12 protein-coding genes are annotated in these 14,951 nt (G+C 51.0%); 8 read left to right on the top strand and 4 right to left on the bottom strand.

From position 1 onward, the window contains the following. The first annotated feature begins 82 nt into the window (after window positions 1-82). Window positions 83-1,207, top strand: a complete 1,125-nt coding sequence (locus tag AZF00_RS11530) for a DUF1214 domain-containing protein (RefSeq protein WP_008249226.1) — start codon at window positions 83-85, stop codon at window positions 1,205-1,207. 34 nt (window positions 1,208-1,241) lie between these two features. Further along, the gene (locus AZF00_RS11525) at window positions 1,242-2,435 is read left to right on the top strand and encodes a sulfotransferase family protein (protein ID WP_008249228.1); all 1,194 of its coding nucleotides are present in this window, start codon (window positions 1,242-1,244) and stop codon (window positions 2,433-2,435) included. Window positions 2,436-2,460: 25 nt separating this feature from the next. Here the strand turns inward: AZF00_RS11525 and AZF00_RS11520 are convergent, their stop codons facing one another. Next, window positions 2,461-3,345, bottom strand: coding sequence for a LysR family transcriptional regulator (locus AZF00_RS11520; protein ID WP_008249229.1), 885 nt, complete (start codon window positions 3,343-3,345; stop codon window positions 2,461-2,463). A 200-nt stretch (window positions 3,346-3,545) separates the two neighbouring features. Here AZF00_RS11520 and cysC point away from each other — a divergent pair, with 200 nt between their 5' ends. The 3 genes from cysC to AZF00_RS11505 all read left to right on the top strand — a co-directional run bounded on the left by cysC (window position 3,546) and on the right by AZF00_RS11505 (window position 7,822). Then, complete coding sequence (gene cysC, locus AZF00_RS11515; RefSeq protein WP_008249230.1) at window positions 3,546-4,157, top strand: adenylyl-sulfate kinase; 612 nt, start codon at window positions 3,546-3,548, stop codon at window positions 4,155-4,157. A 138-nt stretch (window positions 4,158-4,295) separates the two neighbouring features. Continuing rightward, the gene (sat, locus tag AZF00_RS11510) at window positions 4,296-5,492 is read left to right on the top strand and encodes a sulfate adenylyltransferase (RefSeq protein WP_008249232.1); all 1,197 of its coding nucleotides are present in this window, start codon (window positions 4,296-4,298) and stop codon (window positions 5,490-5,492) included. A gap of 194 nt (window positions 5,493-5,686) precedes the next feature. Then, entirely contained in the window at window positions 5,687-7,822 is a 2,136-nt protein-coding gene (locus AZF00_RS11505; protein ID WP_008249235.1) for a molybdopterin oxidoreductase family protein, read from the top strand. A gap of 224 nt (window positions 7,823-8,046) precedes the next feature. Here AZF00_RS11505 and AZF00_RS11500 read toward each other — a convergent pair whose 3' ends face one another. The 3 genes from AZF00_RS11500 to AZF00_RS11490 form a co-directional block, all read right to left on the bottom strand. Next, window positions 8,047-8,355 (bottom strand): VF530 family protein, encoded by a 309-nt coding sequence (locus tag AZF00_RS11500; protein WP_231856154.1) that lies wholly within the window; start codon window positions 8,353-8,355, stop codon window positions 8,047-8,049. Then, on the bottom strand, window positions 8,309-8,614 hold the full coding sequence (locus tag AZF00_RS11495) for an RNA recognition motif domain-containing protein (RefSeq protein ID WP_008249240.1): 306 nt from the start codon (window positions 8,612-8,614) through the stop codon (window positions 8,309-8,311). The genes AZF00_RS11500 and AZF00_RS11495 overlap by 47 nt, the downstream gene beginning before the upstream one ends. An 86-nt stretch (window positions 8,615-8,700) precedes the next feature. Beyond that, the gene (locus AZF00_RS11490) at window positions 8,701-10,134 is read right to left on the bottom strand and encodes a M48 family metalloprotease (protein WP_008249243.1); all 1,434 of its coding nucleotides are present in this window, start codon (window positions 10,132-10,134) and stop codon (window positions 8,701-8,703) included. A gap of 206 nt (window positions 10,135-10,340) precedes the next feature. Here AZF00_RS11490 and AZF00_RS11485 point away from each other — a divergent pair, with 206 nt between their 5' ends. From AZF00_RS11485 to AZF00_RS11475, 3 genes are read left to right on the top strand one after another with little or no spacing between them, the layout of a single operon-like run. Beyond that, window positions 10,341-10,571 (top strand): sulfurtransferase TusA family protein, encoded by a 231-nt coding sequence (locus AZF00_RS11485; RefSeq protein ID WP_008249245.1) that lies wholly within the window; start codon window positions 10,341-10,343, stop codon window positions 10,569-10,571. A 39-nt stretch (window positions 10,572-10,610) separates the two neighbouring features. Then, on the top strand, window positions 10,611-11,693 hold the full coding sequence (locus AZF00_RS11480) for an AI-2E family transporter (RefSeq protein WP_008249247.1): 1,083 nt from the start codon (window positions 10,611-10,613) through the stop codon (window positions 11,691-11,693). Window positions 11,694-11,736: 43 nt separating this feature from the next. Next, entirely contained in the window at window positions 11,737-14,607 is a 2,871-nt protein-coding gene (locus tag AZF00_RS11475; RefSeq protein WP_062383812.1) for an insulinase family protein, read from the top strand. Window positions 14,608-14,951: the final 344 nt, after the last annotated feature.

The following is a 14,951-nucleotide window of genomic DNA, read 5'->3' as shown; positions in this document are numbered from 1 at the left end:
CCCCATCAGCGTCATCTAATTGGGTGATATAAGCACCCCTGCAAAACTGCCACACTGCCTCAATAATAAAAGGAGGCAGGCAATGGCAGACAATTCAGTCGATGAGGTCGTCAGCGGCGAAATTTGGGATCAATTTTGTGACGAGTTGAAGGCGGCGGGGCAGCAAATTCTTCGGGCTGAAGCGCCAAGCGATGCCTTTAATCGCGCTGAAGGCTGGCGTTACTTAACGCGCTTGACCCGTATTGGCCTCGATATGTTTATGGAGTGCAGTGACCGCGATTTTCCGACATTTTATCGGCCTTCTCATGAAACCGCGAAAATTGGCGCAGACAACCCAGACAATATTTATCTGCGCGCCGAAATCAATGGCATGAACGACTATCGCATTAGCGGCAGTCGGGGCACGGTCGCGTATTTGGGATTTATTGCGATTGCAGGGGGCTACGAAGAGGCCGATGGCAATATGCGTTCGGTGGCATCGCTTGATACCCACAGTGGCTTGGCGGTCAATGCCGACGGCAGTGTGGAGGTGATTTTGTCGCGGCATCCGCAGGCGGGCAATTGGCTTAAAATTACCGACGACACGCTTGCTGTTTTGGTGCGCGAAACCTTTTTAGACCGGAACACCGAGGTGTTTGCCGATCTTAAAATTGAGCGCCTTAACGCTGATGGCGTAAAGCCTGCGCCCTTGCAAGCAAAGCAGCTCGCAGAAAGTTTGCGTAAGACCACCGCCTTTGTGAAGGGCACAGCGAACTTGTTCGCAGACTGGGCGCAAGACTTTAAGGCGCACCCAAACTCCCTGCCACCAGCCGATCAGGCTTATTGCCAGAAACTTGGTGGTGATCCCAATATTTTTTACTACCACGGCTATTTTACGTTGGCAGATGACGAGGTCTTATTGATTGAGGTAGATCGTATTCCGGAATGCGACAACTGGAATTTTCAGTTGAATAATTATTGGATGGAGTCTCTGGAATATCGCTATGTGCAAATTCATCTTAATAAGCATACCGCGCATTATCGGCCTGATGGCGGCGTCAGTATAGTTGTTGGCGCAGCAGATCCGAACTGCGTTAACTGGTTAGATACCACCGGTCATCGCGAGGGGACGATGGCATTTCGGTGGATAGGCGCTGCAGAGCACCCTCAGCCGCAGTGCCGAGTGGTAAAAATTGATGAATTGCCGCCGCTAATTCAGGCTTCGTGATTGGTCGCATAATAAATAAAAAAGGAGATTTTCCGTGGGTACAGAGCAAGGTAATACAACAGTGGCAATACCAGCGGTGGATTTAAGTGTGGCCGCGCTATTGCGTGAAGCCTCCGAGGTCACTGGTCTAAATGACTTTGGTGATGACTCTTTTCGTGAGCCATTGGCGGTATTGCTCAAGTCTTTAAATGACGAGGCAAACCTCAATGCTGGTGGTCGTTTTGGCCAATATCAGCGGATTTTGAATATTCTCATTAATCGACTGCGTGTGGAGGCCTGGATTGCTAAACACCCGGAAATATTGAACGAAGAGATCCTTGCGCCAGTGGTGATAATTGGCTTGCAGCGCACAGGTTCAACTTTTTTCCACCGCATACTTGCGGCGGACAAGCGGTTTTATGCGCCGTTGTGGTACGAAGTGCGAAATCCCGCGCCCGAATTAGATTGGGATTTTAAAACTAAAGACCCGCGTATCAGCTCGGCAGAGGCGGAAGTGGCCGCCATGTTGGCGGCAAATCCAGAAATTGCGGCTATTCACCCCATGGACCCGATAGCGGCGGATGAAGATATTTTATTATTGGAACACAGCTTTTATAGCACGGTACCCGATGCCTTTTGCAATGTGCCGAGTTACGGAAAATGGAACGACGAGAATGACAATACCCCAGCCTATCAGTACCTTAAGCGGCTGTTGCAGTTTTTGCAGTGGCAAAAAAAGCGCAGCGGCCAACAGGCGGCGTGTTGGTTGCTAAAAACCCCTCATCATATCCACCATATTGCGACCTTATTGAAGGTGTTTCCTGACGCCAAAATTGTGCAAACCCATCGCGACCCACTGCAAACTATACCCTCGGCCGCAAGTATGAATTACAACCTGTGGGTTTTGGGAAGTGATGATGTTGATGGCAAAGTGGTGGGGGAACAGTGGGCTGCGAAATACGCCAGAGGCACCTTACATACCTTGCAAACCCGTGATCGCCAACCCGAGGCGTTCTTGGATGTTTGGTATAAAGATACCGTTGCAGACCCCTTAAGCTCGGTTCAGAAAGTCTACAATTTTATTGGTATGGAACTTACCGAAGCGGCGCAGCTGGCGATGGAGCAGCATCAGGAAGACAATCGCCGTGACAGTCGGCCAGCCCACGAATATACCTTAGCGCAGTTTGGCTTAACGGAAGCGGGCTTGAAGGCGCAGTTTGCGGAGTATCGACAGCGTTTTGTCGTTTAGGTAAGTATAAACTGGGCGAGGCAATTTATTCGCCCAGTTTACTGCATAGCGAAATCCAGAACTCCACCGCTTTTTTGTTGTGCCGCTGTTTGGGCAGGGCAAAATAAAACATGCGGGTCATGTCGCGATTGGCGAGCTTTAAGGGCACTAAATCGCCATTGCGGAAGTCGTTTTGCAAAACCACCTTCGACAGACAGCCGATACCAAGGCCTGATTCAACGGCGCTTTTGATGGCCTCGTTGTGTTTGAATTCCCGGTAAATTTCGATCTCGGGTAGCAATCCGGCAAGGGCGCGGTCAAAGGTATGGCGGGCGCCAGAGTCGGGTTCGCGCAGTATCCAGCGGGCGGCTTTAATGTCGGCGTCCTTGAGTACGCGTTTCTTTGCCAGCGGATGAGTGGCACTGCAAAACACGACCAGCTCGTCCTCCTTCCAGGGAATGAGTTCGAGTTCGCGGTGCTGAACTTCGCGCTCGATCATGCCCACGTCAACCTCGTAATTCAGTACCTTGGCGACTACCTCCGGGGTGTTCGCCGTCTCTAGCTGCACGTCGGCTTCTGGGTATTTATTTAAGTAATCTGCCAAATAGCGCACCACCAAATGATTGCCGATGGTAAAGCTGGCGCCCACGCGGAGATGGCCAATGTCGCTATGCAAGGTTAAGGCATCATCAAATTGCTGGCAGTGGGCGAACAGGGTTTCGGCTTCTTTGCGCAAGGTGTGGCCAATGGGGTTGAGCTTGATCTTATTGCCTTGGCGATCAAAGAGAGTCACGCCGTAGGCTTTTTCTAAGCTTTGTAAGCCGGCGCTGGCTGCCGATTGCGATAGGCAGAGCTGCTCGGCCGCTTTCGAGACGCTTTGAAATTTAGCGACGCTAAGAAAAATCTCTAATTGCCGGATGGTGTATTTCATGGGCTTGGGGCCGCTGTGATTGGAAGAGGTCAGTATCGATAAAATCGATACTGACTATAATAATAGCCTGTTTTACTTGTGATAAAAATGCTTTTACTATGGCGACCCTCAGTGTTAGGTGCCGCTTGAACAGGCGCACATAGCACTAGACAGTTTTCGATTAGTGAATTGACGATCAGCAGCCCAGCGGAGTTGAATACATGACTGAAGTTAAAGCGACCAATGTACATTGGCACGACGGCGAAGTAAGCCGTGAAGACCGAAACGCATTGTTAAAACAAAAAGGCGCCACCTTGTGGTTTACCGGTCTGTCTGGCAGCGGTAAAAGCACGGTCGCCGTTGCTCTAGAAAAGGCGCTGATGGAAAAAGGTCATCTCTGCTACCGTTTAGACGGTGACAATATTCGCTTGGGTATTAACAAAAACTTGGGCTTTAGCGCCGAAGATCGCACTGAAAACATCCGTCGTATTGGCGAAATCTCTAAGTTGTTTGTCGACACCGGCGTTATTGTATTGTCGAGCTTTGTTAGCCCTTACCGCGCGGATCGCGATATTGTTCGTGAACTGCACGTGGCGGGTGATATGGACTTCATCGAAGTTCATGTTGATGTACCGCTGGCCGTCGCCGAAGAGCGCGACCCCAAAGGTCTGTACAAAAAAGCCCGCGCTGGCGAAATTAAAAACTTCACGGGTATCGACGATCCCTACGAAGCGCCACTCAAGCCTGAACTGGTATTAAACAGCCACGAGCAGAGCTTGGAAGAAGAAGTGGCCGTGCTGCTGGAAATGATGACCGCGCGCGGAATAATTTAAGGGCGATGCTGGACGGGAGACGGAAAACGCAAAGCCGCTTTGGTTTTAAGCGTCTCCCATCTCCCGTCCCGCATCTAGCTTGGTTGTAAAAATGAATAGCCTTACTACCCGTACTAGACCAACTAACGGAGTTCCAAAATGATCAAACCCCATGGCGCCGAAGAACTTAGCCCACTATTTGTATACGACACGGAGAAACACCACGCCCTGAATGCCGAAGCAGAAACGCTGCCGTCACTGCTGGTTAGCTCTGCCGCTGCGGCGAATGCCGTTATGCTGGGAGCGGGTTACTTCACTCCACTGAAAGGTTATATGAATCTTGCTGATTCTTTGGCTGTGGCGAAGGACTTGTGCACCACTGATGGTCTGTTCTGGCCCGTACCAATTGTGAACCTGACTAAAGATGCCCAAGGGATTACCGCAGGTCAGCGCATTGCCTTACGCGATCCGAACGTTGACGGCAATCCTGTGTTGGCGATTATGGATGTTGACGCGGTTGAAGTGGTTAGCGCTGAGCAAATCGACTTTATGGCCGAGAATATTTTTGGCACCCTAGATGATAAGCACCCCGGCGTGCAGACCTTTAAGGCCCAAGGCAACACCATGTTGTCTGGCCCGATTCAGGTGCTGAACTTCTCTTACTTCCAAGCTGATTTCCCCGATACTTTCCGCACTGCGGTAGAGATTCGCAATGAAATTGCTGAGCGTGGCTGGGAGAAGGTGGTTGCTTTCCAAACGCGCAACCCAATGCACCGGGCTCACGAAGAGCTGTGCCGCATGGCCATGGAAGATCTGGGCACTGACGGTATTCTGATTCACATGCTGCTAGGTCAACTGAAACCGGGTGATATTCCTGCGCATGTTCGCGACGCGTCTATCCGCAAAATGGTTGAAGTTTACTTCCCCAAAAACACCGTAATGATTACTGGTTACGGCTTTGACATGTTGTACGCTGGTCCGCGCGAAGCAGTGTTGCACGCCTTGTTCCGCCAGAACTGCGGCTGTACTCACCTGATTGTTGGTCGCGACCACGCTGGTGTGGGTGACTACTACGGTGGTTTTGACGCCCAGACTATTTTCGACGAGAAAGTACCTGCTGGCGCCATGGATATCGAAATTTACCGCGCTGACCATACTGCTTACTCTAAGAAATTAGATAAAGTTGTCATGATGCGCGACGCGCCAGATCACAGCAAAGAAGATTTTGTGTTACTGTCGGGCACCAAGGTGCGGGAAATGCTGGGCAATGGCATTGCGCCGCCACCGGAGTTTTCGCGTCCAGAAGTGGCTAAGATTTTGATGGAATACTATCAAATCGAAGACGCAAAAGCGTAAGTTGCTATTGCCGCCGCAACTAGGCGGCCGCTAAAAAAGCCGGGGCTCGTCGCCTCGGCTTTTTTTTTGCCTGCTTGGTGGCGATCTGTTTCGGAATAGTGCGATATGCAGATCAAATGAGGTATTTGTGTGTAATCGCTGCTAACATCGCTGGACTAAGCTTTTCCCCATCTCAACAATAAGAGGGTATGAGTATGTCCGCCAGCAAAACCCATTTCCGCACCTGCAATTTATGTGAAGCCATGTGTGGCATTGCCATCAAGGTTGACGACGGCGTTATTACCTCAATAAAAGGCGATGAAGACGACAGCTTTAGTCGCGGCCATATTTGCCCCAAAGCGATTGCCCTCAAAGACTTATATGAAGATCCCGACCGTATTCGTCGGCCCTTGCATAAAGTGGATGGCGAGTGGCAGGAGCTGAGCTGGGACGACGCGCTGGATAAAGTGGCGGCGCGAATTGCCAGCCTGCAGGCCGAGCACGGCAACGACGCCTTCGGTGTGTACTTAGGCAACCCCAATGTTCATAACACCGGCTCAATTCTGATGAGTGGCGGCTTATTGCGAGCCTTGAAGACCAAAAACAAGTTCTCGGCGACGTCGGTCGACCAGCTGCCTCACCATATTGTGTGCTGGAAGCTGTTTGGGCATCAGTTACGGATTCCCGTGCCAGATATTGATAATACTGACCATTTTTTGATGTTCGGTGCAAACCCCTTGGCGTCTAACGGCAGCATAATGAGTGTTGCGGATGTTAAACAGCGCCTTAAAGATGTGCGTAAACGGGGTAAGTTGGTGGTCGTTGACCCCCGTCGCACTGCGACGGCAGAACTCGCCGACGCACATCATTTTGTGCGACCAGGCAGTGATGTTTTGGTGTTGCTCGCAATGCTCAATGTCTTGTTTACAGAGGGTTTGGTCAACACGGGTAGTATAACTGAGTACCTAGACCAAGATCCCGCTGACTTGGCGGCGAGCTTTGCGGAGTTTAGCCCTGAAAAGATTGCGCCGCTGACGGGAATGTCCGCTGAGGTTATTCGTAGCATGGTGCATGATTTTTGCGCGGCGTCCAAGCCGGTTATGTATGGGCGTTTAGGTGTGTCTGTTCAAGAGTTTGGCACTTTAACCCAGTATCTGATTATGCTTTTCAATATTCTGACTGGGCGCCTCGACAGCGTTGGTGGACTGATGTTTACCAAGCCCGCTGTTGATATTTTAGCGCAGAGTGGCCGTGGGCATATGGGCCGCTACCACAGCAGAGTGCGGGGCCTGCCTGAATTTAATGGTGAGTTGCCAGTAGCAACACTTGCTGAGGAAATCACCACGCCGGGCGCGGGGCAGATCAAGGGCATGATGTTGATCGCCGGGAATCCGGTGTTGTCGACCCCCAATGGCGAGCAGCTTGATCGCGCCTTTGAGAAGTTAGATTTGCTGGTGGCTGTCGATTTTTATATCAATGAAAGTAGTCGCCACGCGGATTTTATTTTACCGCCAGTGAGCCCGCTGGAGCGCGAACACTACGATGTGACCTTTAATGTGCTGGCGGTGCGTAATAACGCGCGCTATGCCGAGGCGCTGTTCCCCCGGCCCAAAGACGGTCGTCACGACTGGGAAATATTGCTCGGTCTGCGGGACCGCTTGCAGCCTGCTCATAGCATCAAGGAAAAGCTTGCCCGCAATACCATGCGACGTATGGGCCCATCGGGCCTACTCAATGTCTTACTGCGCAAAGGGCCCTATGGTGGCGGTAAAAATCCATTTGCGGGGCTTAGCTTGAGTAAGTTAAAGAAATCACCCCACGGTGTGGATTTAGGGGCACTAAAACCGGCCTCTGGGGCGATTAGCCACCATGCGGATCGTAAGGTGCACCTCGAACCGGCGTTTTTCTTGAAAGACCTCGCGAGAGTGAACACTCGTTTCTTTAATCGCGATACCGGGGGTGACAAGCTTTTGCTTATTGGACGGCGGGATGTGCGCAGTAATAACTCTTGGTTACACAATAGCCATCGCTTAGTCAAAGGTAAGGATCGCTGCACTGTTTTAATAAATCCTGAAGATGCGCGGCATCTTAATATTCAAGATGGGCAGCAGCTGCGGGTTAGCTCGCGGGTGGGCAGCATTGAATTGGCGGCGGCGATTAGTGACGAGATGATGCTTGGCGTAGTGAGTATTCCCCACGGTTGGGGGCATCACCGCAGTGGCACCCAGTGGCTGGAAGCTGAGGCCCACGCGGGAGTTAGCGTGAATGATCTGACTGATGAAATGCATCTCGATGAATTGTCGGGCAATGCGGTATTGAACGGCGTACCAGTGACCCTGCAGGCGATTTAAGGGCGATGTAGGTGCAGGCCTGCGCTTACATGGCTAGCTGACTGCGCAGCTATAACTTGATGTTGAATGCAGATTTACTGCTGTGCGACTGCTCTATATAGTTCGTCACTCCTGCGTAGGCAGGAGTCTATATTGGGTGCTTGCGGCATTAAGCCGGGGCGTGGTGCTTAGCTAACTTAAGCGGGAGTAATGTGTCGGTAGCGACGGGCTTACGGCTCCTGATCTTAGGCCTTTCGCGGCGAACGTTGACTCCGAATATACAGCGCTTCTACTTTTTGCCGCGCCCAGGGGGTGCGACGTAAAAATTTGAGGCTAGAGGCCACGCTGGGGTTGTCGGTAAAACACTTTATTTTGATTCGGCGACCCAATTCTTCCCAGCCGAATTGTTGTTCGAGCTGGATAAGGATCATTTCTAAGGTCATGCCGTGCATGGGGTCTTTAGCGGTTGGCGATGCCTTTTGTGTGGCCGAGGTATTGGCCGCTTTTTCAGTCATTGCGGTCGGTGTCAGGCGCTTGCGTATCGTCAAGCTCATCGCTCGCAGTTTCTTCAACACGGTCTTCAGCCCTTTTTACGCGGATTTTAAAGCCGCCAATAATTTTCCCGTTAAGGTTTTGCATTGCCACCTTGGCTTCACCGGCTTTCGGCATATTAACAAAACCAAATCCCTTCGACAGATTAGCGTCTTCGTCTCTGACGAGTTGTAGCGATTGTACCGCGCCGTAGGCTTCGAACAGGTCAAGTAGCTCAGCTTCGGTGGTGGTGCGGTTGAGGTTGCGAATAAGTAATTTCATGGTGCGGCCGTTTTAGTGATATGCCGCGAAGTATAGCGCTTATGGGCTTTAACTGCGCGTAAAAGCCCATTGGATTTGTGAATCCCTCAGAGGTTTTTCAGTTTTTCTTCCATATCGGCAATATCTCTTAGTCGTTGTTTGATGCGACCTTGTTGAATTTTATTGCTCACCGTTAATTCATAGGCATAGCGTAGCTGCATTTTTGCCCGCTCAAATTGCGCCTGCAAAATAAAATACTCGGCGCGGGCGATGTGCACACCGAGAATATTGCCCGCCAAACCGCGCACTTCTGCCAATTGGTACCACAGATTAGGGTCGTTTGGTCGCTGTCTGGATTGCAGGCTCAGCACCTTGTCGGCTTCATCAAACTGGTTGTCGAGCTGTAATACTTCCGCCAATTTTACCGTGTAGGGATTGTTGTTGGGGACGATCGCCAGCTGGCTTTGCAACAAACGAATGGCGTCGCCATAGCGCTTTTGGCCTACGAGGATGTCGGCTTTGGCCAATTGATAAGCGATGCGGCTGCCGTCGTCTTTGAGCAGGGCGGCGAGCTGCTCGTCGGCTTCTTGCCAGCGATTGAGTGCAATTAAGGCGATAACCGCGCCGTAGCGGCGCGCTTCCCCGTTCACGCCACTGTCATCTTGCCAATTTTTAAGTAGGTCTTCTGGGTTCTTGCTGTGCTGTAGGGCCGCTCGCATTCGCATTAATTGGAAATTTAGATTGTCGGTATAGACCTGCCTAGGGTATTGGCGAGCGCGATTGGCGCTGTCGCTAATCCGGCTGTCGGTGAGTGGGTGGGTCAGCAGAAATTCTGGTGGTTTAGAGCGGGCGTAGCGCCTATTGGCATTCATGTTGACGAACATGGAGGGAATGCCATTCGGGTCCATATTGGCTTTAGACAGCGTTTCCATGCCGAGGCGATCGGCTTCTTGTTCGTGTTGGCGGCTAAAACGCAGTTGGCTGTCTAGGGCGGCGGCTTGGGTGGCGGTTATCGCTGCAATACCAGCATCGGCACCTGTGGTTGCGGCTAGCACCACTCCGGCCAATAAACCCGCTAGGGTGGGTATGGTGCTTTGCTTGGCATTGTCCATTGAGCGACTAAAGTGCCGCTGGCTGAGGTGGGCAATTTCGTGGGCGAGTACCCCAGCTAATTGCGCTTCGTTGTCGGTATAAAGAAATATGCCATTGTGTACGCCAATGACTCCGCCGGGAACAGCAAAGGCGTTGATGGTGGCGTTGTCGACGATCACCGTCTCAAGGCGGCGGTCTTTTAGTTCGCTGTGGGAGGCGAGACGGTAGAGCAGACCCTCAACATAGTCTTGCATCAATGGATCGTTAACTGTTTTTACGCTATTACGGAACATTTTCAGCCACATCCTGCCCAAGTCGTGTTCTTGTTGGGCTGAGTAGCGTGAGGCGGTGACATCGCCTAAATCAGGAAGGTTGTCGCGGGGACTGTTGTCGGCAAATACAAGGCTGCCGAACGCAATAAGGCTGATACCGAAGGCACGTTTAAACACAGAAAATCCTTAGTCACTCTAACGGAGAAACACGACATGGCCCTTGATAATACAAGAGCGCAGTGTCTATGACCTCATTATTCATTAAAAGTGCTAGGGAATTTCTGCCCCAAACGCGCTGCTGGTGTGCTACAGCGATTCCCTTGCTTGGGCCATTTAGGTGAGCAGGCTATACTAGTGAAAATTCGATTTTACACATTGAGCCTATGACGCATATTGATATCTATTTAGACGCCAGCGGCTTAGATTGTCCGCTGCCCTTGTTAAAAGCTAAACAGGCGCTTAACCGCATGGCTGCAGGTCAGGTACTTGAGGTGCTCGCCACCGATGTTGGTTCTTGGCGGGATTTTGAGGTGTTTGCCAAGCAAAGTGGCCATACCTTGCTACTCAGCGAAGAGCAGGATGCTAGCTATCGTTACTTGTTCAGAAAGAAATAGGCCTTTCACTCCCCGTTATCATTCATAAAGGATTGCTTCATGCTGGGTATTGTTCGCTCGTGGTTTGATCGCTTGTTTGCGGAAGAGGAGACAGTAGTCCTGCTGCTGTTAATCGTCGCCGTACTCGTGATGATGTTAAGCCTTGGCAATGTGCTGGTGCCCATTGTGGCGAGCATTGTGTTGGCTTTTATGATGCAGGGCATTATTGCGCGCTTAAGTCGCGTTGGCGCGCCCCAGTGGTTGGCCGTCGCGGTGGCTTATACGGTTTTTGTCAGTGTTTTTTTTGGCGTGCTGGTCGTCTTGTTACCACTGGTTTGGCAGCAGCTGATTAATTTGTTTCAGGAATTGCCAACCATGCTTCGCAAGCTCCAGCACGTATTGCTGGTACTGCCGGAGCGCTCCGAGCTGTTTACCGAGCAACAAATTCGCGAGTGGATGGCAATCGCCACTAAAGAGCTGGGGTCGGTCGGTCAATATTTACTGAGCTTTTCAATTGCGCAGCTGCCCAATTTGCTGGGCTTGATGATTAATATCGTCTTAATTCCAATTTTGGTGTTTTTCTTTTTAAAGGATAAGGCGACGATTTTGAGCTGGTTGGCGAGTTTTCTGCCAAATCATCGGCCCTTGCTGAGCGCAGTTTGGTCGGAGATGAATGTGCAGGTCGCCAATTATGTGCGGGGCAAGGCGGTGGAAATCGTTATTGTTGGCGTGGTGTCTTATATCTGCTTTGAAGTAATAGGCCTTAATTACCCCGCTCTATTGGCATTGTTAGTGGGGCTGTCGGTGGTGATCCCCTATATTGGCGCGGCTGTTGTGACCTTGCCGGTGTTGCTGGTGGGTTATATTCAGTGGGGCTGGGGGGGCGAGTTTTTCACGCTCTTTATGGTCTACAGCGTAATTCAGGGTCTAGATGGTAATGTCTTGGTACCGTTGTTGTTTTCTGAAGCCGTTAATATGCACCCGGTCGCCATTATCGTGGCGGTATTAGTATTTGGCGGTTTGTGGGGTATTTGGGGCGTATTTTTCGCCATTCCCTTGGCGACCTTGGTTAAGGCGATTATTTATGCTTGGCCTCGACCTGTGCGCCAGCCCTCTGCCGCGAAAGCACCCGTTGCAGACTAATTTTACCTGTGTCGCGAATTTGTTTTATTAATAAGGATGCTTTGTGAACTATTTGAAATCGACGTTTGTGTTCCTCTTTGTGTTGCAACTTTCAGCCTGTGCTTGGTTGGAGGGTGTCGGCTTAAACAATGCCAAATTTGGCATTGCAGGGGAGTCTGCGGCGGTAGCCAAACCCCCTGGCGATCAACGGGCATATCGCTATACGGTGCTGGAAAACGGTTTAAAAGTGCTCTTGATATCTGATGCCGGAGCGGATAAGGCAGCTGCCTCTTTGGATGTAAATGTGGGCAGTCGGCAAGATCCTGAGAATTACCAAGGCTTGGCACATTTTTTAGAACATATGTTATTTCTGGGAACCGAAAAATACCCGGAGGCTGGTTCGTATCAGGCGTTCATTACCGCTCATGGCGGTAGTCATAATGCGTTTACAAGTTTTGAAGATACTAATTATTTCTTCGATATCAGTGCCGACTCGCTTGAGCCAGCGCTAGACCAGTTTGCTCAGTTTTTTGTTGCGCCACTGTTTAATGCGGAGTATGTGGGCCGGGAAGTCAATGCAGTGAATTCGGAATACCGAGCAAGGATTAAAGATGATCGCCGTCGAGAGTTGGCGGTCTTTAAGGCCCAAGTTAATCCAGCGCACCCCTTTGCAAAATTTTCAGTGGGTAATTTACAGACCTTACACAGCGATAATGAGGCGGCGCTGCGCGAGCAGTTGTTAGCGTTCTATCAGCGCAATTACTCAGCCAATATTATGGCTTTAACGGTCATTGGTCGCGAATCGTTGGACGAGCTTGAAGCGATGGTGCGGCCTAAGTTCAGTGGTGTTGCCAATCGCGAGCGTCAGCTTGACGCAATTATTGAGCCTCTCTTTAAGGCTGGTGACTTGCCGCGTTGGATCAATATTCAACCTGTACAGAATCGTCGCTCATTGTCAGTAAATTTCCCCGTGCCAGATGCCGAGCCCCACTGGCGCAGCAAGCCGTTAAATTACATTGGCAATATCCTTGGTCACGAAGGTGAGGGCAGCTTGCTGGCCGTGCTTAAAAGCAAGGGTTGGGCCGATGGTTTGAGCGCTGGTGAAAGTTTGAATTACCAGGGCGGCGCGATGTTTGGAATTGAGGTTGCGCTCACCGAGGTGGGTCTAAAACACGCCGATGAGATAGTCGCACTCATATACCAAAATATTGCGCAACTGCGAGCGCAAGGCGTTGAGCGTTGGCGCTTTACTGAGCAGGCAGGCTTGGCAATTCAGGGCTTTTTGTTTCGCGCGCAGCCAGCGCCGATAAACGACGTGGTGCAATTGTCGATGGCCATGCATAAATACCCTGCGGCCGAGGTAATGCGGGCACCGTATTTAATGGACGATTACCAGCCTGAATTGCTGGCTGAGTTCCTCGCCGCGATGCGACCGGACAATAGCTTTATTACTCTAGTGGCGCCGGGGGTAAAACCGACCATTGATATTCCCCGTTATCAGGTGGGCTATAGCAAGCGACCCGTCACCCAGGGCGAGTTAGCCGCTTGGGCGTCGGGATCGTCCAAGGCTTTAACATTGCCTGCGAAGAATAATTTTGTTGCCAGTGATTTTAGTTTGAAAAGCGGTCGAGGCGAGAGCAAGCCCGTTCCTGTGCCTAGCGCCGCACCCCTTGAACTGTGGTTGAATACCGACGATATATTCGAACTGCCAAAGGCAAAATTGTATCTGCAGTTAGCAACAGATAAAGCCAGTAGTGATGCAGAGTCCTTGGCCAAGACTGAGATGTGGCTGCGAATGGTTAAGGACCAGCTCAATGAGTTGACCTACCCTGCGCAGTTAGCGGGCCTGGATTTTGACCTGGATGTCGATTGGCGCGGCATTGAAATTAGTATTGGTGGCTTTAACCAGAAACAAGGTGAGTTGTTGGCGCAAATATTGGCGGCCTTAAAATCACCAGCATGGCAGGAGAACCGCTTTGCACGCTTACAGGCCCAGCGCCTGCGTCAGTTTGAAAATGCCGTTAAGCAATCACCCTATCAACAGCTGATTGCAGAGCTGCCGCGGATGTTGAATCATGAAAATCCCGGATTGGCGGCTCATGAGGCGGCGACCCGAAAGCTGACAATGGCGGGGGTAGCCGCGCATGCAAAGGCCGTATTGGAGTCGGTTCAGTTGCGGATGTTGCTCGACGGTAATTTCGATCAGGCAGATGCGCAAAAAATAGCTAAACTTGTTACAAAGGCTTTGCCCGTCAACGCTTCGTCGGCTAAGCCAATACAGCATATTAGTCATTTGGCCGAGACAAGCACGCTGCGAGAAATCGCCGCTGAGCACGATGACAGCGCGGCTTTGCTCTATTTGCAGAGCGCAGAAACGGGTAAGCACGCGAGGGTGGTGATGGGTTTAACTGCGCAAATGTTAAGCGCTGATTTTTATCACCAATTGCGTACCCGCAAACAGTTGGGTTACGTGGTTAGCGCAAGCGTTTATCCTCAGCGCGAAGTGGGCGGTTTGATCTTTTTAGTGCAATCCTCTGTTGTTGATGCGGCTACGCTGCAAACAGAAATTAACCAGTATGTGAAAGACTGGTTGGCAGCCGGAATTGACGAAGCAACTTTTCGCCAGCACAAGGCGAGCTTGCTCAAGCGCCTAGCGGAGCAGCCTGAGAATCTGTGGGAGGCCGCTGGTCGGCATTGGCAGGATTTACTCGAAAATTACCCGGAATTTGATAGCCGGGAGCAGTTAGTTCAGGCCTTAAATGCGCTGAGTTACGACGATTGGTTGGCCGCGGCTAGGCGCGACTTGAGCGCGACGTCGCAGCGAGGCTTATTATTGTACGCGGCGGGTAAGTGGCCGAATCGCCTGCCAGAGGGCAAACGGGTAGAAAGTGCCGAGAAATTTAAAGCTAAGTTACCGGCTTATTCGTTTAAATGATCTAGGTATGTCATTGTTTTTGATGGTTTCGTCACATTTTATTCATATAATAAATATCAGCATTTTGTTGATTTATGGTGGCTAAACTGTAAAAATCTCTTGCCCTCGATAGTCGTAAACCGACTGTCGGGGGACAAATAAATCCAATTATGAGGGTATTCGCTGGCTCAAAAGGCCGACGTTTAGCCCAGCCGGGCCAGGTGATAACCGTCACCAACGGGCAGAATTCAAACACCTTGAGCTGATCGCTCTGTGGTGCGCCAGTTGTAAACGGAACACTTCCAAGCTTGACGCTTGCTGGTCTGGACAGCCCACTGTACTGCTAAGGACTGTGTATGTATCAA

It is taken from the genome of Zhongshania aliphaticivorans, from assembly GCF_001586255.1.
In the GTDB taxonomy this organism is placed as follows: domain Bacteria; phylum Pseudomonadota; class Gammaproteobacteria; order Pseudomonadales; family Spongiibacteraceae; genus Spongiibacter; species Spongiibacter aliphaticivorans.
This window is presented reverse-complemented; position numbering and strand designations above follow the sequence as displayed.

What these genes read in the sequence shown, in the direction of transcription:
- cysC (WP_008249230.1), top strand. Translation starts at nt 3,546, where the DNA reads ATGACTGAAGTTAAAGCGACCAATGTACATTGGCACGACGGCGAAGTA.
- AZF00_RS11495 (WP_008249240.1), bottom strand. Translation starts at nt 8,614, where the DNA reads ATGAAATTACTTATTCGCAACCTCAACCGCACCACCACCGAAGCTGAG.
- AZF00_RS11530 (WP_008249226.1), top strand. Translation starts at nt 83, where the DNA reads ATGGCAGACAATTCAGTCGATGAGGTCGTCAGCGGCGAAATTTGGGAT.
- AZF00_RS11520 (WP_008249229.1), bottom strand. Translation starts at nt 3,345, where the DNA reads ATGAAATACACCATCCGGCAATTAGAGATTTTTCTTAGCGTCGCTAAA.
- AZF00_RS11500 (WP_231856154.1), bottom strand. Translation starts at nt 8,355, where the DNA reads ATGAGCTTGACGATACGCAAGCGCCTGACACCGACCGCAATGACTGAA.
- AZF00_RS11505 (WP_008249235.1), top strand. Translation starts at nt 5,687, where the DNA reads ATGTCCGCCAGCAAAACCCATTTCCGCACCTGCAATTTATGTGAAGCC.
- AZF00_RS11485 (WP_008249245.1), top strand. Translation starts at nt 10,341, where the DNA reads ATGACGCATATTGATATCTATTTAGACGCCAGCGGCTTAGATTGTCCG.
- sat (WP_008249232.1), top strand. Translation starts at nt 4,296, where the DNA reads ATGATCAAACCCCATGGCGCCGAAGAACTTAGCCCACTATTTGTATAC.
- AZF00_RS11480 (WP_008249247.1), top strand. Translation starts at nt 10,611, where the DNA reads ATGCTGGGTATTGTTCGCTCGTGGTTTGATCGCTTGTTTGCGGAAGAG.